Below are 24904 nucleotides of genomic sequence, written 5' to 3' on the forward strand. Positions count from 1 at the left end.
CAGTGACCTGCTACCAGTCGGCCAAAAGCTGCAGAAGTCGGCCCCCCGGACGTCAAGGGGCACTCCGCCCCGGGCACACGCCCGCCGCCGCCATTTGTGTTGGCGGAAGACGTGCTGGCGGCTACTTGCCGTCGTCCTCGCGCTTGAGGGCTTCCAACGCCCGCCGCGTGACCTCGTCCACAGGTCCCAGGGAGGAGATCGTGACCGCGAGGCCCTGCGTCTTGTAGTACTCGATGACCGGCTCGGTCTGCGTGTAGTAGACCTCGAGCCGCTTGCGGACGGTCTCCTCGGAGTCGTCGTCGCGCTGGTAGAGCTCACCGCCGCAGACGTCGCACACGCCCTGTTTCTTCGGCGGGCTGTACGACACGTGGAACACGTGTGCCGACCGGCCGCGGCAGATGCGCCGGCCGGCGATGCGCTTGATGACCTCTCCCTCGGGGACTTCGAGGTCAAGAACCGCGTCCAGCTTGATGGCCTCGGTCCTCAGCAGCTCGTCGAGCGCCTCGGCCTGCGAGACGTTGCGCGGGAAACCGTCGAGCAGGAAGCCGTTCTCGGCATCCGGCTGTTGCATGCGGTCCTTCGCCATCGCGATGGTGAGCTCGTCGGGGACGAGGTTGCCGGCGTCCATGGAGACCTTCGCGAGTTTCCCGAGCTCGGTCTGCCGACTGATGTTGGCCCGGAACAGATCGCCCGTAGAGATGTGCGGGATCGACAGCTTCCCGGCCAGGCGTGTGGCCTGAGTGCCCTTACCAGCGCCCGGCGGCCCGACGAGGACGATGCGCATCGGCGGAGGAACTTCGGCATTGCGCTGCTGGAGTTCATCGGCGACGGAGGCGCTTGCGGACGGCTTGGAGACGACCTCGCCGATCCTGCCACCCACGGCCTGATACCGACGACTGGCTGATGGTGCGGCTGGTCGGGGGACGGCCGGAGCCCCGGACCATTTTCGTTCGATTCCGCTCAGAGCCTTCATCACATGTCCAATCGTCTGGGTGGAGTGTCTGCTCGGCTCGCCGTGGGAAGGGCGGACAGGTTGGTTGCGACCGTCCAGCGGCAGGGCGCGGCTTGTCAGGGCGGGTGCCGCGCCGTGCCGCCGGACGGAGTGGGTGGGGAGCTGTTGCCCCATGGAGGGTGGTGCGGGTCGGCTGCACCGGGACCGTCCGGCGGCACGTCTTTTCGGCAAGACAGGGGCGTGCCGCCGGACGGGGTATGAGAGGCGAAGCCCCTGCACGCGGAGGCTCCGGGTGCTCGCTCAATCGATGAGGTCGAGGGCGGTGGTGACGATGCTGTCCGTGTCGATGCGGTGGTAGCGGTAGACGTCCTCGATCGCCCCGGACTGGCCGAACCGGGTCACGCCGAGGGTGCTGACGGGAACGTTCTGGATCGTGCTCAGGAAAGCCAGGGTGTGGGGATGCCCGTCCAGGACGGTGACCAGCGGGGTGGCCCGGTCGAGGGGAAAGACCTGGTCGAGGATCCAGGCCGGGTCGTCCGACAGGCCGCGACGGGCCTGGAGTGCGCGGAAGAGTAGGTCCGGGCTGGTCACGCACACAACGTCGGCGCCATGCCCGAGGGCGGCGAGCCGGTCGGCGGCGGCCAGGGCCTCCGGGACCAAAGCGCCCATCGCGGCGAGTGTCACCACGGGCTTCTCGTACTGCCGCAGCCGGTAGGCCCCGGCGGTCACATGTCGGCGACGGCGTTCGCGAGCGGCCGGGTCGCTGGGCACCGCGGCTGTCGACTGGTCGATGGGTCGGGTCGACAGCCGCAGATAGGCCGACGTGCCCTCTGGGCTGGCCAAGTTGCCGAGTGCGGCGAGCAGGCACCATTCGGTGTCGATCGCGAACGCCGGCTCATAGGTGACGCAGCCGGGCTGTTCAATGCCCAGCGAGGGGGTGGTGATCGACTGGTGGGCGCCGCCCTCCGGGGCGAGGGTGACACCGGAGGGGGTGCCGACCAAGATCGATTGGCCACCGGCATAGATGCCGAACGACCAAGGCTCCAGGGCCCGGTTGACGAAGGGATCGTAGACGACGCCGATCGGCAGCAGCGGCTGGCCCCACCGACTCCAGGTGGCGCCCAGCTCGCCGAGGAGACCGACCAGGTTGGTCTCCGCGATGCCCAGCTCCACGTGCTGACCGGTCGGCTGCTCACGCCACTGCAGGATGGTCTCGGCGTCGTCGGCGAACCAGTTGGGGCGCTCGGCCGGGGACCACACACCGACCTTGTTGAGCCAGCCGCCGAGGTTGGTGGTGGAGCTGACGTCCGGGCTGACGGTCACGATCCGGGCGGCCGCCTCCGGCGCCCGCCGGGTGAGATCCAGCAGGACGCGGCCGAGAGCCTGCTGAGTGTTCCCGATGCCGGTAGGGGCCGGGCGCGCGAGGTCGGCGGGAACGGCAGGGGGCTTTTGGGGCGCCTGTTCGGGGCGGTGCAGCCGCTGGGCGGCCGCCGCGCACAGGGCCGCTTCCGCCGAACCCGCACCGAAACGCGTCCACGGGTCGTCGAGATCGGTTCCCAGGCGGTCAGCCAGTGCACTCATCTGGTCGGCAGTCAGGAGCGAGGAGTGGTTTTGCGGGTGGCCCTCGGTGGGCAGCCCGTAGCCCTTCACCGTGTACGCGAAGATCACGGTCGGGCGGGTGTCGTCGACACCGGCGAACGCATCCGACAGCGCGCCGATGTCGTGGCCGCCCAGGTTGCGCAGCGCCGCCAGGAGCGAGGCGTCGTCCAGGGGGGCGATGAGGTCGGCGATCGGCCCGGCGGTCGAGCCGGTGCCGGGCAAGCGCTCGCGCAGCTCGTCGGCGGAGCAGCGCAGCAGGCGCTGGTATTCGGGGTTGCCCATGGCATCGATACGAGCGCGCAGGGCCTCGCCGCCGGGCCGGGTGAACAACCCCTGCAGGAGATGCCCGTACTTGAGGGTGATGACCTGCCACCCGGCCGCGGCGAACATACCCTGCAGCTTGTCCGCGGCGATGCCGGGGATGACCCGGTCGAGGGACTGCCGGTTGAGGTCGACGACCCACACCGCTTCGCCCAGGCCCGGCACCATCGGATCCTGGATGGCTTCCCAGATCGCGCCTTCGTCCAGCTCGGCGTCGCCGAGCAGGGAGTACTGGCGCCCCCTCCCGGCACCGCCGAAGCGCCCCTCCACGTAACGCCGGGCGAGAGCGCCCCACAGGGGAGCGGTGGCGCCGATACCGACCGAACCGGTGGAGTAGTCGGCCGGGTCGGGGTCCTTGGAACGACTGGGGTAGCTCTGCAGGCCACCGAAGGCGCGCAGCGTGGTCAGGTAGGACTCGTCCAGCTCGCCCAGCAAGTAGTTGATCGCGTGCAACACCGGTGAGGCATGAGGCTTGACCGACACCCGGTCCTCGGCAGTCAGCGCGTGAAACCACAGCGCCGTCATGATCGAGGTCATCGAGGCACTGGATGCCTGGTGACCGCCCACCTTCAGCCCCGAAGGGTTCGGTCGCACCCGGTTGGCGTGATCGATGATCGCGGTGGACAGCCACAGCACCCGCTGTTCGACCGACTCCAGCGCAACAAGCTCCTCCGCCTGGGCAGGACCGCCGCTGCCGCCGGCCGACCTTGGTTCCGCCACCATCACAGACCACCTCCGCATTCGGCACCATGCCTTAGGGAATTCGCGTTATGCTCCGCCAGAAGGCGGGCAACTCCGCGACTGCACAGGATGTGCCTTTTAGATCGAGCATTCTGCTTGAATTCGGGCCACCTGATCGGCTGGCCCAGGGCGCTGGACCGGTTCGCACCGGCCTTAATACGCGGCCCTGTCACGTGCCTTGGCTGACGGCAGAGAGTCGACTGCTCGCAGGACATCCGTCAGCCATACGACCTGCCCGTCGAACTGTGACAGCTTCCAGGGCCATACCCACCGGTATGCCTTGTGCTCCCAGTTGAGAGTGAGCCGGCGTTGACTCGTGCAGGCCAAAAAAGTGTGCACGGTCCAGTCCGGCCCGCCACGAGGGTCGGCGAGACGCAGCGTGGGGCCCGCGGTCAGCTGCTCCAGAGCGCGGGCGGGCAGCAGAGTCTCCTCCCAGATCTCCTGGATGGCTTGCCGTACCGGGTCGCTGTCAGCGTCCAGATATCCGGTGATGCAGTGCCACAAGCCCGCATCATGCTGGACAGTTCCACTGCGCTTGAACAACCCGATGCGCCCTCGCCACATGAGGATGACGGCGACCACCTGCCGCTGAGACCTGGGGCGACCGGACGCATTCAGGGACTGTGCCCCTTGTGAAGCCTGGGAGACCACCCCGCGACCACCGCCTTCGGTACGGACCCCCGGGGAGGGCCCGACGCGCTTCTTCATCTGGTGCCTCCTTCATGCGACGGCCTGGACCCTGCAAAAGTCCCCTTGCGGGCAGGAGCTCTTCGCGTTTCTGATCACCACCGGACGCCGTGCCCCGTGAAAGCACGAGGTGTGACACGCTCTGAGGCAACCTCGCGTGCCGCCGGTCCGTTCACGTCGTTCACCGGATGCGGCTCTCGCTCCCGGCCCATGCCTTGTCCCGCAACACAAACTTCTGGGTCTTTCCGGTGGAGGTCTTCGGCAACTCGGTGAACGTGACCGTCTTCGGCGCTTTGAACCGGGCCAGCCTGCCCCGCACATGCTCGATGATCTCCGCCTCGGTGGCTGTAGCGCCTTCCCGCAGGCTCACATAGGCGGCAGGGACCTCACCCCAGCGCTCGTCCGGCACGGCGATCACCGCCACCTCCAGTACCGCCGGATGATCCATGATCGCCTGCTCCACCTCGACCGACGCGATGTTCTCCCCACCCGAGACGATCACGTCCTTCGAGCGGTCACGCAGCTCCACGTACCCGTCGGGGTGCAGGATCCCGATGTCCCCGGTCCGGAACCATCCGTCCGGCACCGCTGCCAGGGTGGCCTCCGGGTCGTCGAGGTAGCCGAGCATGAGGTTGTTGCCCCGCAACGCGATCTGCCCCGTGGTGACACCGTCCGCGGGGACGTCCGTGCCGTCGTCCGCGATAACCCGCGGCACACACGAGATCATGTTCCCGACGCCCTGGCGCGCCTTGAGCCGCGCTTGTGCCGCGGCGTCGCGGTCGTTCCACTCCGGGCGCCAGTCGCACAGCATCGCTGGGCCGTAAGTCTCGGTCAGCCCGTACAGGTGCGTGACCTCGAACCCCAGCGCCGCCATCCGCCGCAGGATCGCCGGCGACGGCGGCGCCCCACCGGTGGCGATCCGCACCGTGCGGTCCAGTGGCGCGGCCTCTTGGGCGTACGCGATCATCGACAGCACCGTCGGCGCCCCGTTGAGGTGCGTGACGCCCTCCTCCCGGAGCAGTCGCCAGATCTCCGCCGGATTCACCTTCGGCAGGCAGACGTGCGTCCCAGCCGCCGCGGTCACGGCCCACGGGAACGTCCATCCGTTGCAGTGGAACATCGGCAGCGTCCACAGGTGCACGCTCGACGGCGTCAGTCCGGTGTGTCCCACCATCGCCACGGCCTGGAGGAACGCGCCCCGGTGGTGGTACATCACGCCCTTCGGGCGGCCCGTGGTCCCCGAGGTGTAGTTGATCGACAGCAGCGCCCGTTCGTCGGTCGGGGTCAGGTGCAGCGGCTCCGCCGCGGCCAGCAGATCCTCGTATTCCCGCCCCGCCCTGATCCGGTGCGGTGGGGCGTCCAGCCGGGCGAGGGCCTCGTCCACCAACGCGTCGAACGACGGGTCGTGGACCAGCACTGACACCTTGGAGTGCTCCAGGATGTAGGCCACCTCGCCCGCCGACAGCCGGGTGTTCACCGCGACCAGCGGCACCCCCGCCCACACCACCCCGTAGTGCGCCTCCAGCGACACATGCGTGTTCGGTGCCAGCACCGCCACCGGACGTCCCCCGGCCAACGAGGCCAACCCGCCCGCCAACCGCTGACACCGATCACGCAGCTCCGCATAGGTCCACCGGGACGGCCCATCCACCACCGCGACCCGATCCCCATGCGCCGCCGCAGCACGATCCAGATACGACGTCGGGGTCAACGGCTCGAAGGACAAGGAGCCCAGGTCGCGGGTCATCGCACCGCTCCGTGTACCGGGCCGCCGGTCGTGATCTGGAGGATGCCGTTGTCGTGGCGTTCGGTGAGGACGTTGCCGGTGCCGTGGTTGTAGAGGTCGGTCATCGGCTGGTCTCCTTGTGGTGGCTGGGGTTGTGGGTGTCGTTGAACTGGCGGAGTGCTTCTTCGTGGGCGGGGCGGGCGGCTCGGATCTCGGCGAGTACGTCGTCGGCCGGGCGCACGACGTTGCGGGGGTGTTTGAAGCGGGGGATGACGTACTTGCCGAAGAGTTCGATCGAGCGCATCAGCTGGTCGTGGGGCAGGCTGTCGACACGCAGGACGAGTGCTTCGACGCCCATGTCCGCGTATCGCTGTACGTGTTCGATGCAGTGCTCGGGGTCGCCGACCATGAAGCCCTGGGAGTGTTCGAACATGTACTCTTCGTCGTTGAAGTCGATGTCCTTGACGGCGCCCATGTAGGCGTAGTCCTTCGACAGCTTCGACAGGCGCTCGTATGCGTCGGTGGACAGCTTGGCCATCTCGAACAGGGGCTTCGCCTCGAGGCGGGCCTGGGCAGTGGTCTCGGCGCAGTGCATACCACCGGCGACCGCGACCATCTTGCGCGGCGTGATCGGGTGGGGGTGGTTGGTGGCGGCGAGAGTGTCGTCGTAGAGCTTGACCATGTTCTCGACGAGGTCGAACCCGAGGTAGAGGCCGCCCATGATGGCGCCGATACCCATCGTGGCGGCCGTCTCGACCGAGCTCGGGCTGCCGGCGGCAGCCGAAAGGGGCGGGTAGGGGCCCTGCAGGGGCTTGGGGACCAGGCTGCGCGGCGGAATCTTGTAGTGCTCGCCCACGTACGAGAACACGTCGTTGAGGAACGCGCTGCGGATCAGCTCGATGCCCTCACGCCACTGGGCCTTGTTCTCGGACGGGTCCACCTCAAACGCGCGCAGGGCGAGCGTGGTGTTGCCGCGCCCGGTACCAAGCTCGACACGGCCGTTGGACAGGATGTCCTCGGTCGCCACACGCTCCGCGACGCGCAGCGCATGGTTCATCCGCGTCGGCAGCAGCGTCACCAGGTGGATGAACCGCATCCGGCTCGTCAGAGCCATCAGGTACGGGTAAAGCACTTCCGGAGCGGAGACCGAAGCCGTACCCAGAGCAACATGCTGCTCGGAACTACCGAAGGCATCGAAGCCAACCCGCTCCGCAAGCAGAACCTCCTCCACAAGCTCCCGGTAGCGGTGCTCATGCGTAAGCCCGACCGGGGTGTCCCCCTCAGACATGAGGATGAAGTCCATACCGACCCTTCCGTCAAATGTTAGTGGGCGATAACGTAGGGCGTAGCCCAGCCCAGGTCAAGGCCCCAGGAAGAGTGACGGGCGTTACCTTGTGATAACAACAGAGGTCGACCGGGCGCGCACGGGAGGGGCCGCGACCAGAGCGACCCCGGTCACATCGCGATCGACAGCCACACAGGGCCGCACAGGCGGCCGCGGACTGACGCGACTCCCGCTTCGTTACTGCACACTAACGGATTCACCTCTTCATCCGGGGACTTGACCGCACTCAGGCCACGTCATATGTTATTCGCCAATAACATTCGAGGAAGGATCGACATGGACGTCATCGTCATGACTGAGGGGGACATCCCGACCGGGCTCGCACGTGAGCACCGTTACCGAGGGCCGGTCGAGGAGGCGCCACTCGCGGCGCACGTCGACGTTGATGCCTTCGGCGGCTACCACGACCCCGCCGTCCGAGCTGTCCGCGAGGTGTGGAATGGCTGATCAAGTCCAGGGGCTGGACGCGGCTGCCTTCCGTTCGGCGTTGGCCCAATTCCCTGCCGGCGTGACGATCGTGACGACCCGAAGTGCCGGGGGCACCCCGCATGGGTTCACCGCGAGTTCCTTCGCGGCGCTGTCGCTCGATCCACCACTTGTTCTGGTGTGCCTGGACCAAGGAGCGGACTGCTTCCCAGCTTTCATAGCGGCTGAGCAGTTCGTCGTGAACATCGTGACGCCCGCGCATGCGAAGTTGGCCAAGAGGTTCGCCACGAAGGGCGAGGACAAGTTCGCACACGGAAGCTTCGAGTCCGACGAGGGCGGACACCCGATACTGCCCGACGCCGCGGCGGTCATCCGCTGCGAGCTGGAGCAAGCCATCCCCGGCGGAGATCACGTCATTCTCATCGGTCGCGTGCACGACGCGCGCGTAGGCAGCGGCAAGCCGGTGATGTGGTACCGCGGTGATTTCCTCCACCTCGGGCAGAGCGTCAAATGAATGACATCGGCCCCGGCTCATCAGCTCCGGTGGATCGCACGAGTGGTTCATCCACGCGCGGCGCGCGGTGTGGTGGAACCCTCCGCTCGGGCCGTACTGCGGGGCCGTCCGGTGAGTGATTCCGTGGAGATCGACCTCGTGAAGATCGGGAACGTGCTGCACCCGGTGGCCGACATCGACGCCGCCGTGCGCTTCTACACCGACACCTTCGGCCTGGCCACGAAGTTCGTCGACGGCGACCGCTACGCCGCCCTCGACGCCGGCAGCACCACGTTGGCCCTGACCGGCCCGGCCGAGGACGTCACCGGTGGGGTGCCCGCGGCGTCGTTCAAGGTCCCCGACGTGACCTCGGCGCTCACCGCCCTCGTACAAGGCGGCGGATCCGTCGTCCGGGAGCCCGAGCAGGGCCCGCACGAGGTCCGGGCCGTGGCCCGGGACCCATGGGGCAACACCGTAGTGATCTACGGGCCGCGGTAGCGGTCAGCCCGGTAGCGGGTCGGCCTCCGCCGTGCCCCGGACCGAGACGTCGGGTGCCATGGACATTCCTGTTCGTGTCCCTCCCCGGCCGTCGGCCAGATCCCAGATCCTTCGCGCGCCGGAACGACCTGCGCGTCCGAGGCACCAACGCCGGCCGACCGCGTCACCCGCCCTCCAAGCCCGGAAGGTTTCCGTGCACCCCGTCTTCCCCTCACCCTCACCCTCACCCGATCACCCGCCGGCACCGGACCCATCGCTCGATGCCCTCCAACTGCGGCACGGTGAAAGTCTCCGCGAAACCACGCGTCGTGCCCGGCGTGCATTCGTTGCCGCCAACACCGTCCCTCTTGCCGTCGGCATCGCGCTGTCCTTGCTGACCGCCGTTCCCGCGGTTCATGTGTACGGGCACATCACCTTCGGCCTCGTCTGGGGCGTCCTTCAATGCGGCCTCTTCGTCGCCACCGTGTGGGTGTACGAGGCGCGATGCACAGCCTGCGATCCCGTCGAGCGGGCCCGGACCTCCGGCATGCCCCAGGCCGAGACGTCGGGTGCGTCCGCCGTCGATGATCCCTGGCGGTGAAGCGGTGACCGTGCACATCGTGGGCGCAGCTGTACTCGATCCGATCGGTTCAGACGCCAGAGGCCCCGTGATCGTCGCCTTCCTGGTATTCATCGGGCTGTCTGTCCTGTGGCTTTTCACGCTTGCCTCGAGTCAGGAACACGAGCCGGAGAGGCTCTACCTCGCGGATCGGTCGCTCTCCCCGGTCTTCAACGGATTCGCCATGGCGGGCGAGCAGATCACGGTCGTCACCCTGTTGGTGACGTCCGGGTTTATCGCTCTGTACGGCTACGACGGATTCAGCATCGCCATCGACCTCATGCTCGCCCTCGGTGTACTGCTGCTCCTTGCTCAAAAAATACGCGACAGCGGGCCTTACACGCTCGGTGACCTCTTCTCCCTGCGTGCCGCGGGGCGCGCGTCGCGGACTGCCGCGGCTCTGGTGACGCTCGTGATCACCATTCCCCTTCTCATGGTCCAACTGCGGGCCACCGGCATCAGCGTGGCCCTCCTGATCGGCCGGTCGAACCATGGAACCCAAGTGGTCTGCACGGTGCTGATGGGGCTTCTCGTCGGCTTCTTCGCCGTCGTGGCAGATCTGCGAGGCACCAGTTTCATGCAGGTCGTCAAGGTGGTCGTCACCTTGATCACGCTTTCGCTGATCACGCTGCTGGCCCTCAGCAGATTCGAGTGGAACCCCGGGTATCTGCTCTCCGCGGCGGCGGAGAAGAGCGTGTCGCCGAGCGGATATCTGAGCCCCGGACTCTGGCCGCGCATCGCGAACCTCGGATCACTCAACGCGATCGGCGAACACATCGTCGTCATCCTCGGTACGGCCGTGCTGCCGAACCTGATCCTGCGGGTGAGCGCCTCCCGCACCGGGCGCTCGGCACGCCGGTCCATGAGCATTGCCTCGGGACTGGGTGCTGCCTTTGTCGTCCTCCTGAGCGCGGCGGGCTTCGCGGCCGCGGCCGTGGTGGGAGGCGACGTCATCCGAGCGGTTGACGACGTTGGGCAGGGGTCCCCGATTCTGCTGGCTTCGGAAGTACTCCCGCACGGCTCAGTGGCGCGCGTCGCGCTCATCACGGCCATGGCGTCCGTGGCCTTCCTCGCCGCGCTCACGACCGTGTCAAGTGTGGCCTTCGCTGCCGCTGTCACCTTCGCGCGTGATGTGTTCGCTCAGGGCAAGGGACCGCGCACCCGAACCGGAGAAGCGCGAGTACTGCGTCTGACCCTCGTCGTCCTGGTCGCCGTGAGCCTGTCGCTGTCCACAGCCATCAGCCGGTACCCGGTCGAGTCCCTGGTCATCTTCGCTCTCTGCGTTGCGGCGTCGGGTGTGTTCCCGGCGCTGATCTACACTTTCTTCTGGCCCAAGTTCAATCGCCGGGGGCTTCTCTGGTCCGTCTACGGGGGACTGCTGCTGTCCCTCCTGTTCACGGCCTCCTCACCCGTCGTCACCGGTGCCGAGAACTCACTGTGGCCGGAGTTGAGTTTCAACTGGTATCCGTACTACAACGCGGGCATGGTGTCCGTGCCGGCGGCATTCTTCCTCGGGTGGCTCGGCAGCCTCACCTCACCAGAGAGTTCTCAACCGGTCGCCGGTGCGGTGCGTACGACGGGAAAGGACGTCGGGCGGAGGAGCACAGCCCGCCCGCGGACAGCACGCGGTCGGCATGCGGGCTGATTCGCCGCGGTTGTGGTATCCGCAGGCCCGACGATCTCCTGCACCCGGGCGGCTTCCGCGCGGGTGCAGGAGATCGTGGATCTGGCTGTCCGCTTAGGCGGGTAGCGGCTTCGACGCGGTCTTCGGCAGTCGCGCGACGGTGATCACTCCGATGAGCGTTACGGCGAGGATCCAGTAGACGGGGCTGGTTCTGCTTCCGGTGCCGGCCACGAGGGCAGCGGCGACGAGTGGCGTGATGCCGCCGATGATCACGCCCAGGTTGTAGCCGATCGCGATGCCTGAGTAGCGCACGCTCGCCGGAAACAGCTCCGTGGCCAACGGCCACGTAGGTACCTGCGCCCACCCGGTGAAGAACATGAAGACCAGATAGACGGCCCCGACGGCCCAGAGGTTGGTTGCCGCGATGAGGACTGCGAAGACCGGCCAGGCGATGACGGCGAAGATGATGTAGGACGCCAGCAGGATGGGCTTGCGGTCGTAGCGATCCGTCAACTTGCCCGCCCATGGGTAGGTGAAGGTGGACAGGGCGATGCACAACGCCGATGTCCAGGCGACGCCTGTGGCGGAGAATCCTTCCTCCTGCAGGAAGATGGCGAAGTAGGCGACGCCGAAGTAGCCGGTGCCGTTGAACGCGATGGCCAGGCCCGCCACGCGGGCGACCGACAGCGGGTGGCTCCGCAGAGCGGCCAGCATCGGGCTGCGTACGATCGCGGCCTTCTCCTTCAGCTCTTGGAATTGCGGCGACTCCTCGACCCGCAGCCGAGCCCGCAGACACACCACAGTGAGGACCAGCGAGAGGAGGAACGGAATCCGCCAGCCCCACGTTGCCATCTGGTCGGCCGGAACCAGCAGCCGGACCAGCCCTACGACGCCGGCGGCCACGGCGAACCCGAGAGTGGACCCCATGGAAACCGTCGATCCGTAGAAGCCCCGCTTGCCGGGCGGCGCCAGTTCGGCGATGTAGGTGGCCGCGCCACCGATCTCACCACCGGCAGCGAACCCCTGGGCGAGTCGCACAACGACGATGGCGATCGTCCCGGCGACTCCGACCTGTCCGTAGGTGGGCAGCAGGCCCATCACGCCGCACGCCGCGCCCATCATCACGATCGTCGCGACGAGGGCTGTCCGGCGGCCGCGGCGGTCGCCGAGGCGACTGAAGAACCAGCCACCGAGCGGACGGATGAGGTAGGACGACGCGAACACCGCGAGCGCGGACAGGGTTGAGACCGTCGGATTGTCGCTGGGGAAGAACAACGGTCCGATGGTGAGCGTCAGAAACCCATAGACACTGAAGTCGTAGTACTCGATCAGTGTCCCGACGCCGCCCGCCAGCGATGCGCGCCGGGCGGACCTCAAGCTGATCGTCTTTTCGGAATGTTGTACCGTCGTCATTGACTCTCCTTGTCACCCAGGATGGGAGACGCGCCGTTCGGCCGCCCTCGCCGCGCGAGGTCGACGCCGTCACGTTGCTCGGCGCGATCAGGGGGTGGGTCCTGACCGGACCCTTCCGTCGGGTCAGGCTCCGAGGCACTGTGGCGAGGTCGGCAGTCGCCGGTGCCCGGTGCTGCCTCAGGGGGCTGAAGCCCCGATCTCTCTGGATTCGAGCGGCGCAGTCGTCAGGGCTACCTCGTCGGTGACTGCTGATTCGACGACTGCGGAACGGATGGCCATCGGATGATGGGGCGCATTGATGGAGCGCCGCCGATCGCATGCCATACCTCGTGGGTCAGCAGGAACTGCGTACGCACACACTCGATGCACTTCGCATGTGCTGACTCTGACCCGTCGTACACAGACGCGCAATGCACTGATACGACTGGACTAATTCAAATTCCACAAGTATGGATGCAGAAGAGACATGATCCGGGAGTGGCGCGCAAGAAAGGTCTGCGCCGCGGCATCGGCTTGCACTGCTCGGCGCTGTTGTCGTGTCAGATCGGGAGCCTTCACTAATGCGACCGCGGCCGTAGGTGGTTCGCGATCACCGTGTCGTCATTTCCGGAGTACATTTCATCGATCAGCGTAGCGAATGAATCCACTACCGCGTTCCGCTTGACCTTGCCATTCGCGGTCCGCTCGCCGCGTTCGGCCTCGAGGGGCCGAGGCAGCACACGGAAGTCCTTCAGCTGTTGCGCGCGTGCGAGGTCGGTGTTGACTCGCCCCAGCTCGGCCCACAGGCGTTCGGACAGCGCCGTCGCAGTCAGCGCCTTGGCCTGTGTGCTCGGTTCGAGCAGCACGGTGAGGCACTTGCGCGCGTCGCCCACGACGATCGCTTCGCTGATCAGCGAGCTCCCCTTCAGCCGGGTTTCGGTCGGCTGCGGATTGATCGTCTTGCCGCCGCTGGTGATGATCACGTCCTTCTTCCGGCCGATGAGGCGGATCTCACCGTGCGCGGTACGCTCGATCAGGTCGCCGGTACGGAACCAACCGTCCTGCAGAACGGCAGCTGTCTCCTCGGGGTTGCGCCAGTATTCGCGAAACAACAGTGGTGCGCGGACCACCATTTCACCATCATGCGCGACCTCGACCTGGAAGCGTGGGTCCGGGAATTTTCGACCAATATATCCCGGGCGCGGAAACGTCTGGTCGAAATGAGCAACGGGGCAGCCTGCTGTTTCGGTGAGGCCATAGCATTCGCGGAGATCCAGCCCCCAGATCTGCCACAGCGCGATGACGTTCTCGGGCATCGCGGCAGAGGCGGTGAAAGCGACGCGCAGGCGGTCCAATCCGACGCTTGCCCGCAACGGCAGGAAGACACGGTGAAGCACTGCGGTGTATGCGATCCGCAGCAATACCGAGGGATGACCACCGGACCAACGGCGATCGGCCATTCGGCGACCGACCCACATCGCGCCTTTGTAGGCGTACCGGCGCACCCGGGGCCAAGCCTGCGTTCGTGCGATCAGCTCGCCGGCGGCCTTCTCGTAGAAGCGCGGGGGCCACAGCAGCGCCGTTGGCCGCACGGTGCGCAACGCGTCCTCGTAGTCCTCGATGCGGCAGTACGTCACCACGAGATGTGAGAGCAGCGGAGTGAAGATCAGCAGCAGCGCCGGCGCCACGTGGGCCAGCGGCAGGAAGCCGACGATGTCGTGCTCACGGCTGTCGAGTTCCGGATAGAGGCCGACGACGGTCTGGACCGAGTGCTGAAGCGTACGGTGCGAGTGTGTGACGCCTTTCGGAGCTCCTGTGGAGCCCGACGTGTAGAAGAGAACGGCGGGGTCGTCGAGTGTCGTGGCAGCGACCATCTCGACCAGACGGTCGGATACGACGCTTGGATGTCGCGCTCCTTCTGTGCGCAGCTTCTCCCACGTTGTCCCAGTGATTTTCTCAGGTAGCGCCGACGGGGCGGTGTCCATGCCGACGACGAGCCGCAGCTTCGGTATGCGGGCCGCGATCTCCGCCACGTTGTTGAGCTCCGTGGTTGTCTCGCCCATAAAGGCCACTGCCTCGCTGTGCGCCAGGATCTGCTCGATCTCGGCGGGCGAGTTGGTCGGGTAGACGCCCACCACCACGCCGCCGACACTCTGCACGGCCAGCGCGGCGAAGGCCCATTCGGGGCGTGCGCTACTCATCACCGCGACGCGATCGCCGTGCCGCACACCGTGGTCGACAAGGCCGAGCGCGATCTCGCGTACCCGATCTCGGTACGTCCGCCACGTGATCGCGTGCACAACCCCATCGCGCCAGTGGCGCAGCGCGACGATGTCGGGGTCGGAGCGCGCACGATCAAGCAACAGCTGCGGATGCGTCCGGATCGGTTCAAAATTCATCAGATCCATCGCACGGCCTCTCCGCGGACCCACCAGAGCTGACGAGCCGGGCTCGATACGTTTCATGTAACACCCTGCTCCGAGGTGGAGGAAATCACCGCGGCACCACATCACCGGCTCGCAGCGCATGGCAGCGCATGACCGCTGCGGCGTCGAGGGAAGCGGGCCCATACGCGGCTCATGGCGAGCCCGACCGGGGCGCCGGTCAGTCTGAAGTGACGAAGGAGGGAGGCGATGGCGTGTAGTGCCCGATCGCCCCCCGCAGCGCACGACGTGGAGGGCGACGCTCGCCGCCAGCGGTTCGCCGACATCCGGGTCATCCCGAAGCGCCGGGTCACCTCACGGTCACCAACCCCGGCCTGGATCAGGTCAGCGGCTACGAGCCGCGCCCTTGAAGACCCCCACTCCTGTCAGATCGCGTCCGCGGGGACGAGTAGCGCGTTGATCGCGGCGGTGCGGATGGTCGTCGCGACGATGTCGGGATCGAGGCCGCTGTTGAACTGGGGCACCGCGTTGATCATCGAGAAGACGGCGTGTGTGAGAACGCGGGTCTGCGCGTCTGACAGGTCGGGCCGCAGCCGGGTGACCAGTCCGCTCCACTCTTCGGCGTAGAGGCGCATCATGCGCCGCATGCGATGGCGCTCGTCTTCCGGGACGTTGTGTTCGTTCTTCAGGAACACCAGCGTGGACGGAACGTTCTGGAGACTGCGTTTGACGTGGTAATCGATCATCTCCTCGAGTGCCTTGCGTGGATCCGTCACCTCGGCTGCCGTCTTGCGGGCATGAACCAGCAGTTCGTTGAGCGGATCCTCGAGCACCGCGATCAGCAACGCCTGCTTACTCGGGAAGTGCCGGTAGAGCGCGGGGCCGGTCACACCGGCACGCGCGCCGATCATCTCAGTGGTGACCGCATCGAAGGCACGCTCGTTGAACAACTCTCCGGCGACCTTGATCAGCACCTGCCGGCGGGTGGCGCGGGGAGACGCGGTACGGGGGGAAGGTGAGCTCGACACATGTAGAGTCTAGTCTAGGTGAGCGGTCGATAACGTGCCCTTGCGTGTTCCGCGAGCAGGTCGGCCACCGCGGTCAGACAGGCGAAGCCCAGCTCGGACGACATGCCGCGCGGATCACCGAGCACCCCGCTGGGTGCGACTGCCTTGACACCGTCAGTGAATACGCGGGCCAGCAACGCGTCATCCATGGACCCGGTGAAACCTGCGGCGGCACGATCGTTCCTCACGGCGTCCGGCCGCACGGCTAGCATGATCGAACTTTCGGCGACGTCGGCATGGCCTCCGACGTGGTCGGCGAGGCCGGCGACGCGTTGAGCGGCGTCGCGCCATGCGCGGAGGACCGCTGCCGAGTCTGCGAACGCGACGACATCCAGGTCGGAGGGAAGCCGCGCGGCGAGCTTCGGCTCGATGTCGCCGAGCACCGGGTAGTTGCCGATATGCGCCGAGAAGATCAGCACCCTGCGGAAGCCGTGCCCGGCAAGGCTCGCACAGCAGTCGGCGCAGATCGCTTCGAGCGTCTCGGCCCGCAGCGAGAGCGTTCCGGCGAAGCCGAGGTGGTGCGACGAGCAGCCGATCCGCACCGTCGGTAGCACGAGCGCGTCGCCAAGCCGCTCGGCGACAAGAACACCCAGTCGATCGGCGTGATCACTGTCGACCGACATCGGCAGATGCGCACCGTGCTGCTCCGTGGCGCCCAGCGGCAAGACCGCCGTACGCATACCGCTCGCGATGGCACTCGCGATGTCAGGCGAGGTCAAACGCTCAATCCGCAACTCGCTCATGTGTAGTCACTCCTCCTCCTGTGCCTGCTCGACCCGTACCTCGCGGATGCGTCACTACTCGACGGATGGGGAGAGGCCCGCAGTCGAGGCTTACACATGTTACTCATAATTAACACGTTCACCATCCCTCGGGGGCCTTGACCTGGGCTGGGCCACGCCCTACGTTATCGCCCACTAACATTTGACGGAAGGGTCGGTATGGACTTCATCCTCATGTCTGAGGGGGACACCCCGGTCGGGCTTACGCATGAGCACCGCTACCGGGAGCTTGTGGAGGAGGTTCTGCTTGCGGAGCGGGTTGGCTTCGATGCCTTCGGTAGTTCCGAGCAGCATGTTGCTCTGGGTACGGCTTCGGTCTCCGCTCCGGAAGTGCTTTACCCGTACCTGATGGCTCTGACGAGCCGGATGCGGTTCATCCACCTGGTGACGCTGCTGCCGACGCGGATGAACCATGCGCTGCGCGTCGCGGAGCGTGTGGCGACCGAGGACATCCTGTCCAACGGCCGTGTCGAGCTTGGTACCGGGCGCGGCAACACCACGCTCGCCCTGCGCGCGTTTGAGGTGGACCCGTCCGAGAACAAGGCCCAGTGGCGTGAGGGCATCGAGCTGATCCGCAGCGCGTTCCTCAACGACGTGTTCTCGTACGTGGGCGAGCACTACAAGATTCCGCCGCGCAGCCTGGTCCCCAAGCCCCTGCAGGGCCCCTACCCGCCCCTTTCGGCTGCCGCCGGCAGCCCGAGCTCGGTCGAGACGGCCGCCTCGATGGGTATCGGCGCCATCATGGGCGGCCTCTACCTCGGGTTCGACCTCGTCGAGAACATGGTCAAGCTCTACGACGACACTCTCGCCGCCACCAACCACCCCCACCCGATCACGCCGCGCAAGATGGTCGCGGTCGCCGGTGGTATGCACTGCGCCGAGACCACCGCCCAGGCCCGCCTCGAGGCGAAGCCCCTGTTCGAGATGGCCAAGCTGTCCACCGACGCATATGAGCGCCTGTCGAAGCTGTCGAAGGACTACGCCTACATGGGCGCCGTCAAGGACATCGACTTCAACGACGAAGAGTACATGTTCGAACACTCCCAGGGCTTCATGGTCGGCGACCCCGAGCACTGCATCGAACACGTACAGCGATACGCGGACATGGGCGTCGAAGCACTCGTCCTGCGTGTCGACAGCCTGCCCCACGACCAGCTGATGCGCTCGATCGAACTCTTCGGCAAGTACGTCATCCCCCGCTTCAAACACCCCCGCAACGTCGTGCGCCCGGCCGACGACGTACTCGCCGAGATCCGAGCCGCCCGCCCCGCCCACGAAGAAGCACTCCGCCAGTTCAACGACACCCACAACCTCGCGCAGAAGGAGACGGTTCGATGAGCGACCTCTACCAGCACGGCACCGGTGACATCCTCGTCGAACGCCACGACAACGGCGTCCTCCAGATCACGATCAATCGACCCGACCGGTACAACTCTCTCACCCTGCCGATGTTCGAGGAGATGAACCAGATCTGGGCCGACGTCGAACGCGACGACCAGACCCGGGTCGTCGTCATCACCGGGGCCGGCAAGGCCTTCTGTACCGGGATGGACGTCGCTCAGCCCGATCCCACGCCCCAGGATGCGCTCGCGATGCTGGAGACCGAACGCAAGCGGGTCGCGACGATGTTGCGCATCGAGAAGCCGATCATCTCCGCGATCAACGGCCCCGCGGTCGGCTACGGGCTGTCGACCGCGCTTCTCGCCGACATCAGCATCGCCGCGGACGACGCGGTGCTGATCGAAGGCCATACCAAGGTCGGCGTGACCGCCGGCGACCACGCCGCGCTCATCTGGCCGCTGCTCGTCGGCATGGCCAAGACCAAGTACTACGTGCTCACCTCCGAGAAGCTGACGGGCGCCGAAGCCGAGCGGATCGGGCTCGTGAGCCTGTCCGTTCCCCGCGAGCAGGTACTGCCCCGCGCGCTCGAGGTCGCGTCCCAGCTGGCCCGCGGTTCCCAGCAGGCGCTCCGATTCACCAAGCGCGCTCTCAACACCTGGCTCACCAACGCGATGCCCCAGCACGAGCTGTCCTCGGCACTCGAGATCCTCGACTTCGCCGGTGCCGACTACGCCGAAGCACGCCAGGCTTTCCGGGAGAAGCGCCCCGTGGACTTCCCCTCCGCTCGCACCGCCGGCGCACCCGCGAACTGAGGGAAGGCGAGCATGAGCATTGCCTCGCACAACACAGCGCCCAGCGCTGTGCACGCGTCCGACGAAGTGGACGGCGTGGTTGTACTCACCCTGAACCACCCGCCGGCCAACACGCTCAGCAACTCGCTCGTCAGCGAGCTGACAACGACGCTGGAAACCCTCGCCGACGGCCCCGACTCCCCCGCGGTGGTCTTGACGGGAGCTGGTGAGCGCTTCTTCTGCGCGGGTGGCGACATCAAGGAAGCCATCGGCTTCGGCGCCGATTCGATGGTCGAGCGGATGGCGTCGTTTCACGCGCTGCTCTGCGCTCTGGAGGACTTTCCCCGGCCGCTGGTGTGTGCGGTCAACGGCTGGTGCGTCGGTGGCGGCATCGAAATGGCCCTGTTCGCCGACACGGTGTACGCGTCGACTGAGGCGCGTTTCGTCTTCCCCGAGATCAACCACGGGATGCTGCCGGCCGTGAAGGGGATCACTCGGGTGCGCGGGGTCCTGGGCGACCGCGCGGCCCGGCGCCTCCTGCTGGGCGGAGAGCCCGTCGACGCGTTCGACGCGGAGCGGATGGGCATCGTCGACCAGGTGGTCGAGCAGGACGACCTGCTCGCGATCGCGATGGCGGACGCGCGGGCGGCAGCGGCGAAACCACCTGCCGTGTTCGCGGCGCTGAAACGGGCCCTGCACTCAGGAACTTCCCGTTGGCCGGTCGAAGAGCAACTCCGCGTCACGGTCGCCGACGCGCGCACGGTCTTCAACGACCCTGCCGCCCGAGCCGCCCGCGAGGGATTTCATGGTTGATCGATTTCAAGGGCTGGACCCGGACGCCTTCCGCTCGGCGTTGGCCCGCTTCCCCTCAGGCGTGACGATCGTGACGACGCGAAGCGCGTCAGGCACGCCGCACGGGTTCACCGCGAGTTCCTTCGCGGCGCTGTCGCTCGATCCGCCGCTCGTCCTGGTGTGCCTGGACCGAGGAGCGGACTGCTCCCCCGTCTTCATGGCGGGCGAGCGGTTCATCGTCAACATCGTGACTCCCGCGCACGCCGAGTTGGCGATCAAGTTCGCGACAAAGGGTGAAAACAAGTTCGCGAACGGAGCCTTCGAATTCGACGAAAGCGGTCAGCCGCTACTGCCCGATGCGGCGGCAGTCATCCGTTGCGAACTGGAGCAAGTCGTACCCGGCGGGGATCATGTGATCCTCATCGGCCGTGTACACGACGCGCGGACAGGTAGTGGCAAGCCGGTGACGTGGTACCGAGGTGGCTTCCTGCGCCTCGGGGAGAGTGCCGCATGAATCTCATCGGGCCCGGGCTTGTCGGCTCTGGAAGAGAGGCCGTGTCATGGATCTGACCAGTTTCGAGCCAACCCGGACGCTACCGGGGCTGCTGCTCGATCGCGCGAACAGGGAACCCGACGCCGTCGCGCTGCGCTACTGGCGTGACGGGGTGATGCAGACGATCACGTGGCGGACGTACCGGGATCGGGTGCAAGATCTCGCGCTCGGCCTTGTCGCGCAAGGTGTGCGGCACGGCGATCGCGTCGCGGTGATGAGCAGCGCACGCCCGGAGTGGGTGTTCGCCGCGCTGGCCGTGCAGAGTGTCGGCGGCGTCGTGATCGGCGTCTATCCGACCAACTCACCTGCCGAGATCGAGCAACTCCTCGTACACAGCGAGGCCGTCGCCTTCATCGGCGAGACGCCGACGGAGCTCAGCAAGGTGGCGAAGGTCGCCACACACACACCGAAGCTGCGGCTCGTGGTCGGAATCGACGCCACTCCGCCGGAGCTGCCCGAGGTGATCAGAGGGACACCGTGGGAAGCGCTGTGCGATGAAGGAACACAGTACGCCGACGACAGCGCCGATCCTCTGTCCGAGCTGGTCGCCGGCGGCTCCCTCGACGATGCCGCCGTGCTGTTCTACACGTCGGGATCCACGGGAGCTCCGAAAGGCGTCACCCATTCGCACCGCTCGCTTCAGCACGCGGTTCAGACGTTCGTCGGCCTCTACCCGCAGCTCCTCCGCCACGAGCACGATGCCGTGGGCTTCCTGCCGTTGGCCCACGTGGCGCCGGCGCTGGTGTCGGTGTTCGCGCCGCTGCTCTCACGGCTGGTGGTCACATACTGCCGCATTGGTGACTACGAAGACGTGTTGCGTTCGGTGCGGCCGACGGCAGTGCTCTGGCCGCCGCGGTTCTACGAGAAGATCGCCGGCGAACTGATCGCACAGACGGAGGTCTGGCCGCGACTTCGTCGCTACGCCTATGGCGCCGCCATGTGGGTCGGCCGCAGAGTAGCCGAACGCCGTTGGTCCCATCGCCGGCCCTCGGTACCGCTGCGGATCGCGTACGCTGCCGCACTTCGTTGGGTGTTCTTGCCACTGCGGGCAACCGTCGGAATGGATCGCATCCGGGTTGCCTACACCGCGTCTGCCGCGATGCCCGAAAGCGTCATCGCGATTTGGCAGATCTGGGGGCTCGATCTTCGCGAGAACTACGGTCTCACCGAGACCGCCGGGTGTCCCATAGCTCATTTCAACCATCCGTTCCCCCGTCCGGGCTCCATCGGCAGGGAATTCCCGGACCCACGGTTCCAGGTGAAAGTCGCGGACGATGGCGAAATGCTGCTCCGCGCGCCGTTGCTCTTCGACGGATACTGGCGCAACCCGGCGGAGACCGAGGCTGCTTACCAGGACGGTTGGTTCCGCACCGGTGACCTGATAGAGCGCATACCCCGCGGCGACATCCGGCTCATCGGCCGGAAGAAGGACGTGATCATCACCCGAGGCGGCAAAACGATCAATCCTCAGCCCATCGAAACCCGGTTGAAGGAGAGCTCACTGATCAACGAGGCGATCGTCGTCGGCGACGCCCGTAAGTACCTCACCGTCCTGTTCGAGCCGAGCACAACCGCAGCCGCCCGGTCGGCAGAGGTCCTGGCCGAACGCCTGCGGGCGGAGGTCGCTCGGGTCAACGCGGACCTCGCGCGGGTGGAGCAGTTGAAGGACTTTCGCGTTCTGCCGCGGTCCCTGGAAGTCGAGCGCGGCGAGCGGACTGCGAACGGCAAGATCAAGCGCAATGCCGTCGTGAGCTCGTTCGCAACGTTGATCGACGACATGTACGGCGCGAACGACGATGCGGCGATCGCAAACCATGTGCGCTCGAGGCCGAACTAGGTGGTTGATCGCGTGGAGATCGCGTGAGGTCAGATTGGTCCGCAGGCGTGGGAGGAGGGCGTTCAGCTTGATGTGTGAGCGAAGAACCGGACACCCTTCGATGGCACTCTACGTGCTGATCAACGACCAGGTGGTCGTATCCCGTGCCTGCCGTGGCCATCAGCCGTTGTTGTCCGCCACCCCTGTGCCCTGCGGCATGTCGCGGGAAACGGTCAAGCACTCGGAGTCGGCCGGGCACGCCGACAACGGCTACTACGCCGCCGGACCGCAGTTTCAGTCATGATTGCCACGTCCACCCGAGTATGCGGCAAGAGGTGGAGCCATGCCGGTCCCTGACCTGACGCTGCAGCAGCTTCGCGCAGTCCGGACACTCGCCGCATCCGGCAGTTTCACGAAAGCAGCAGCGGCAGAGCACATCTCTCAGTCAGTCCTCAGCAGAAGGATCAAGGAAGTCGAGCGTCTCCTGCGGGTGCGGTTGTTCGACCGCACCACTCGGCAGCTCGACATGACGGCCGCGGGTCATGCCTTTCTCCTCATGACGGGCGCCGTCCTCGACGACGTGGACACGCGACTGAGCCGCTTCATGTCGTATGTGGCGGCCCAGTCCGGAACCATCGCCCTGGCCGCGCTTCCGTCGCTCGCGGCGGCTGTGCTGCCGGGCGTGATGCGCGGCTTCATGCTGGATCACCCCGAGGTGGAGTTCGAGATCATCGACGGGGCCGCGGATGAAGTTGTCGAACGCCTCGAAGGTGGGACTGTCGAACTCGGCTTGACCGCCCACGGTGACCTGCCAGACGGCTTCTGCTTCACACCACTGCTGCGGGAACAGTTCTACGGGGTCGCGCACCACAGCCATCCTTGGTCGGCGCGGAGTTCCATCTCGTGGGCGGACTTCAATGGTGAGACCGTGGTCGCAACGCGGCCCGGAACCAGCATCCGAGCGATCACCGACGCCGCGTTCAGCAAGCACTCGATCTCGGTGAGCCACCACTTCAATGCCTGTAGCGCGGCGACCATCCGCGGGCTGCTACGGGCCGGCGTGGGCGTGGCAGCTCTGCCGGCCTTGGAGTTGCAGGGTTTCGGTCTGGATGATCTGGTCGCGGTACCCGTGGTTTCTCCGGGAGCAAGCAGGGTCACCGGCGTGCTGTACCGCTGCTCTCAGGACCTCTCGCCCGTCGCGGCTCGTTTTTTGGATTACATGCACGCGGCCGAGGTCGATCCCCATCGAGGAGTCTCCCGCGTTCACGAGGGCCACACCGGCGAGCCAGGACCACGGCAGCGGGCCTGGGGATGACGCGCGAGATGGCGACGCCGGTGCGAGCCGTCCCGTCGGGGAAGGTCAACCGCAGTCGCCAGCCGCGCAGGCCGATCGGTCCGCCGCAGGGCAGTAGCAGCATGCCGCGCCCCCCTGGCACTGACGGGCCGGGCGAGAACGTGCGGCGTCTCGGCACCGACGGGCAGCGGCACCAGGGTGCGGTGATCCTGGAGCGGGGCGGTGGGGTCGGGAGACGGGGGCTGGGTGACGGCTATGATGCCGCCTTCGCCGCCTCCGGCGCGGCGGGTGGCCTTGTGGGTGAACAAGCAGCGGTCCACCGCTGCCAGCAGCTGGTCGGTGAAGACGTGCTCCAGCCGCCGGGGCCGCGTTCGGCCGGCAGATGCTCGGCGGCGGCGAAGGTCAATGCGAAGGAGACACGGACCGGCAGCTCGTCGGCGAGCCGGTCCCGGAGGCGGGCGACGGCCCGGCGAAAACCGGCACTGGCGCTCACCTGCCAGGGAAGCCGGTGCGACGCCGACCGGGACCCGGGCAGCCTCCGCCACGGCCATGAGCGCGGGCCGCGCAGACGAGTTCGGCGGTGGGGATCAGGGGCATGGAGTGGCGGTGGCCTTTCCTCACGGCTGAAATGATCGTGGACGAAAACGCTTGTTCCGGCGAGCTAAAGTCTTGGGCCCGCACACCACGGAACAAGGGATGACACATGGGGGCACCGCAGGCCAGATGGAGCGCGTTGCTGGAGATACTGACGCGCGACGGACGGATCGAGGTCGAGGCCGCCGCTGACGCGATGCAGGTCTCCGCCGCCACGATCCGGCGTGATCTGGACGAGCTGGCGCGTCAGCAGATGGTCACCCGTACCCATGGCGGCGCCGTGATCAACGCGATCGCGTACGATCTGCCGCTCCGCTACAAAGCCGCGCGCAACGCTCCGGAGAAGGAGCGGATCGCCGACGCCGCGGCGGGCCTGGTGAAGGCGGGCGCCGTGGTGGGTCTGAACGGCGGCACCACGACCACCGCGGTCGCCCGTGCGCTGACCGCCCGGCCGGAGCTGGGCACAGAGGGCGCCGGGCCCTCGCTGACGGTGGTCACCAACGCGCTGAACATCGCCAACGAACTGGTTGTACGCCGCCATGTGAAACTCGTCGTCACCGGCGGCGTGGCCCGCCCTGCCTCGTACGAGCTCACCGGGCCGCTCGCCACCGAGGTGCTCACGCGGATCACCCTCGACCACGTCTTCATCGGCGTCGACGCGATCGACGTCAGATACGGTGCGACGGCCCAGGACGAGGGCGAGGCCGACATCAACCGGGCGCTGGCACTGCGCGCCGAACAGGTGGTCGTCGTCGCGGACTCCTCCAAGCTGGGCCGGCGGGCCTTCGCCCGGATCTGCCCGGTGGAGGACGTCCATGTGCTGGTGACCGACAAGGCGGCGGGCCCCGCGCTGACCGACCCGTTCGCGGCTGCGGGCGTGGAGATCGTCCGGGCCTGAGCGTCGCCCTTGTTGCAGAACAACAGCCATGCGCTGGAGTGCTTGATTCTGATCGAAACTGCCAGAATCAAGCATTCACATCCATCATGCGCACGGGATGGTCCAGGGGACGACCCCGAAGATGCGCGAGGCGGCGGGCGCCTTCGCGCCTGACCCGCGCTCAGGAAGCAGAACCGCATGAATCGGGCAT

Annotated in this window: 22 protein-coding genes and 1 pseudogene; 12 read left to right on the forward strand and 11 right to left on the reverse strand. The window is 66.9% G+C overall.

Annotated elements, in window-relative coordinates; translation table 11 throughout:
- Positions 1 to 121 precede the first annotated feature (121 nt).
- The 5 genes from LIV37_RS12230 to LIV37_RS12250 all read right to left on the reverse strand — a co-directional run bounded on the left by LIV37_RS12230 (position 122) and on the right by LIV37_RS12250 (position 7329).
- A complete protein-coding gene (locus LIV37_RS12230) occupies positions 122 to 784 on the reverse strand; it encodes an adenylate kinase (RefSeq protein ID WP_020867424.1) in 663 nt (220 codons plus the stop codon).
- Between the two features lie 468 nt (positions 785 to 1252).
- Positions 1253 to 3595 (reverse strand): transketolase-like TK C-terminal-containing protein, encoded by a 2343-nt coding sequence (locus LIV37_RS12235; RefSeq protein WP_020867425.1) that lies wholly within the window; start codon positions 3593 to 3595, stop codon positions 1253 to 1255.
- 171 nt (positions 3596 to 3766) lie between these two features.
- Positions 3767 to 4321 (reverse strand): NUDIX domain-containing protein, encoded by a 555-nt coding sequence (locus LIV37_RS12240; RefSeq protein WP_121825559.1) that lies wholly within the window; start codon positions 4319 to 4321, stop codon positions 3767 to 3769.
- Positions 4322 to 4481: 160 nt separating this feature from the next.
- Entirely contained in the window at positions 4482 to 6047 is a 1566-nt protein-coding gene (locus LIV37_RS12245) for an AMP-binding protein (protein WP_167525888.1), read from the reverse strand.
- Positions 6048 to 6147: 100 nt separating this feature from the next.
- Positions 6148 to 7329, reverse strand: a complete 1182-nt coding sequence (locus tag LIV37_RS12250; RefSeq protein ID WP_121825558.1) for an LLM class flavin-dependent oxidoreductase — start codon at positions 7327 to 7329, stop codon at positions 6148 to 6150.
- A gap of 318 nt (positions 7330 to 7647) precedes the next feature.
- Between LIV37_RS12250 and LIV37_RS12255 the strand changes: the two genes are divergently transcribed.
- The 3 genes from LIV37_RS12255 to LIV37_RS12265 all read left to right on the forward strand — a co-directional run bounded on the left by LIV37_RS12255 (position 7648) and on the right by LIV37_RS12265 (position 8788).
- Entirely contained in the window at positions 7648 to 7818 is a 171-nt protein-coding gene (locus tag LIV37_RS12255) for a hypothetical protein (RefSeq protein ID WP_020867429.1), read from the forward strand.
- A complete protein-coding gene (locus tag LIV37_RS12260; RefSeq protein ID WP_020867430.1) occupies positions 7811 to 8311 on the forward strand; it encodes a flavin reductase family protein in 501 nt (166 codons plus the stop codon). Before LIV37_RS12255 ends, LIV37_RS12260 begins: the two co-directional genes overlap by 8 nt.
- A 111-nt stretch (positions 8312 to 8422) precedes the next feature.
- Positions 8423 to 8788: a VOC family protein gene (locus LIV37_RS12265; RefSeq protein WP_121825557.1), complete on the forward strand. Its 366-nt coding sequence runs from the start codon at positions 8423 to 8425 to the stop codon at positions 8786 to 8788.
- A gap of 223 nt (positions 8789 to 9011) precedes the next feature.
- Here LIV37_RS12265 and LIV37_RS12270 read toward each other — a convergent pair whose 3' ends face one another.
- Positions 9012 to 9185: a hypothetical protein gene (locus LIV37_RS12270; RefSeq protein ID WP_158634919.1), complete on the reverse strand. Its 174-nt coding sequence runs from the start codon at positions 9183 to 9185 to the stop codon at positions 9012 to 9014.
- Positions 9186 to 9372: 187 nt separating this feature from the next.
- Between LIV37_RS12270 and LIV37_RS12275 the strand changes: the two genes are divergently transcribed.
- Positions 9373 to 11031: a sodium:solute symporter family transporter gene (locus tag LIV37_RS12275; protein ID WP_020867433.1), complete on the forward strand. Its 1659-nt coding sequence runs from the start codon at positions 9373 to 9375 to the stop codon at positions 11029 to 11031.
- 93 nt (positions 11032 to 11124) lie between these two features.
- On the opposite strand, the gene LIV37_RS12280 is transcribed toward LIV37_RS12275, so the two are convergent.
- The 5 genes and pseudogenes from LIV37_RS12280 to LIV37_RS12295 all read right to left on the reverse strand — a co-directional run bounded on the left by LIV37_RS12280 (position 11125) and on the right by LIV37_RS12295 (position 16596).
- Positions 11125 to 12423 (reverse strand): MFS transporter, encoded by a 1299-nt coding sequence (locus LIV37_RS12280; protein ID WP_020867434.1) that lies wholly within the window; start codon positions 12421 to 12423, stop codon positions 11125 to 11127.
- 557 nt (positions 12424 to 12980) lie between these two features.
- On the reverse strand, positions 12981 to 14810 hold the full coding sequence (locus LIV37_RS12285; protein ID WP_020867435.1) for an AMP-dependent synthetase/ligase: 1830 nt from the start codon (positions 14808 to 14810) through the stop codon (positions 12981 to 12983).
- Between the two features lie 233 nt (positions 14811 to 15043).
- Positions 15044 to 15193, reverse strand: a pseudogene (locus LIV37_RS52550) (IS630 family transposase); the annotation flags it as partial.
- Positions 15194 to 15211: 18 nt separating this feature from the next.
- Positions 15212 to 15760: a TetR/AcrR family transcriptional regulator gene (locus LIV37_RS12290; protein WP_020867436.1), complete on the reverse strand. Its 549-nt coding sequence runs from the start codon at positions 15758 to 15760 to the stop codon at positions 15212 to 15214.
- Positions 15761 to 15828: 68 nt separating this feature from the next.
- The gene (locus LIV37_RS12295) at positions 15829 to 16596 is read right to left on the reverse strand and encodes a creatininase family protein (protein ID WP_020867437.1); all 768 of its coding nucleotides are present in this window, start codon (positions 16594 to 16596) and stop codon (positions 15829 to 15831) included.
- 198 nt (positions 16597 to 16794) lie between these two features.
- On the opposite strand from LIV37_RS12295, the gene LIV37_RS12300 reads away from it, so the two are divergent.
- The 8 genes from LIV37_RS12300 (at position 16795) to LIV37_RS12335 (ending at position 24714) form a co-directional block, all read left to right on the forward strand.
- The gene (locus tag LIV37_RS12300; RefSeq protein WP_121825554.1) at positions 16795 to 17973 is read left to right on the forward strand and encodes an LLM class flavin-dependent oxidoreductase; all 1179 of its coding nucleotides are present in this window, start codon (positions 16795 to 16797) and stop codon (positions 17971 to 17973) included.
- A complete protein-coding gene (locus LIV37_RS12305) occupies positions 17970 to 18788 on the forward strand; it encodes an enoyl-CoA hydratase/isomerase family protein (protein WP_020867439.1) in 819 nt (272 codons plus the stop codon). Before LIV37_RS12300 ends, LIV37_RS12305 begins: the two co-directional genes overlap by 4 nt.
- A 48-nt stretch (positions 18789 to 18836) precedes the next feature.
- Entirely contained in the window at positions 18837 to 19580 is a 744-nt protein-coding gene (locus LIV37_RS12310; RefSeq protein WP_020867440.1) for an enoyl-CoA hydratase/isomerase family protein, read from the forward strand.
- The gene (locus LIV37_RS12315; protein WP_020867441.1) at positions 19573 to 20073 is read left to right on the forward strand and encodes a flavin reductase family protein; all 501 of its coding nucleotides are present in this window, start codon (positions 19573 to 19575) and stop codon (positions 20071 to 20073) included. The genes LIV37_RS12310 and LIV37_RS12315 overlap by 8 nt, the downstream gene beginning before the upstream one ends.
- 46 nt (positions 20074 to 20119) lie before the next feature.
- Positions 20120 to 21949, forward strand: coding sequence for an AMP-dependent synthetase/ligase (locus LIV37_RS12320; RefSeq protein WP_020867442.1), 1830 nt, complete (start codon positions 20120 to 20122; stop codon positions 21947 to 21949).
- A gap of 100 nt (positions 21950 to 22049) precedes the next feature.
- Positions 22050 to 22232 carry a hypothetical protein gene (locus LIV37_RS52555; protein WP_020867443.1) on the forward strand — a complete coding sequence of 61 codons (183 nt, stop codon included), beginning with the start codon at positions 22050 to 22052 and terminating at the stop codon, positions 22230 to 22232.
- 39 nt (positions 22233 to 22271) lie between these two features.
- Positions 22272 to 23243, forward strand: coding sequence for a LysR family transcriptional regulator (locus LIV37_RS12330; RefSeq protein WP_121825552.1), 972 nt, complete (start codon positions 22272 to 22274; stop codon positions 23241 to 23243).
- A 682-nt stretch (positions 23244 to 23925) separates the two neighbouring features.
- A complete protein-coding gene (locus tag LIV37_RS12335) occupies positions 23926 to 24714 on the forward strand; it encodes a DeoR/GlpR family DNA-binding transcription regulator (RefSeq protein WP_121825551.1) in 789 nt (262 codons plus the stop codon).
- Positions 24715 to 24904: the final 190 nt, after the last annotated feature.

Source organism: Streptomyces rapamycinicus NRRL 5491 (assembly GCF_024298965.1).
Taxonomy (GTDB): domain Bacteria; phylum Actinomycetota; class Actinomycetes; order Streptomycetales; family Streptomycetaceae; genus Streptomyces; species Streptomyces rapamycinicus.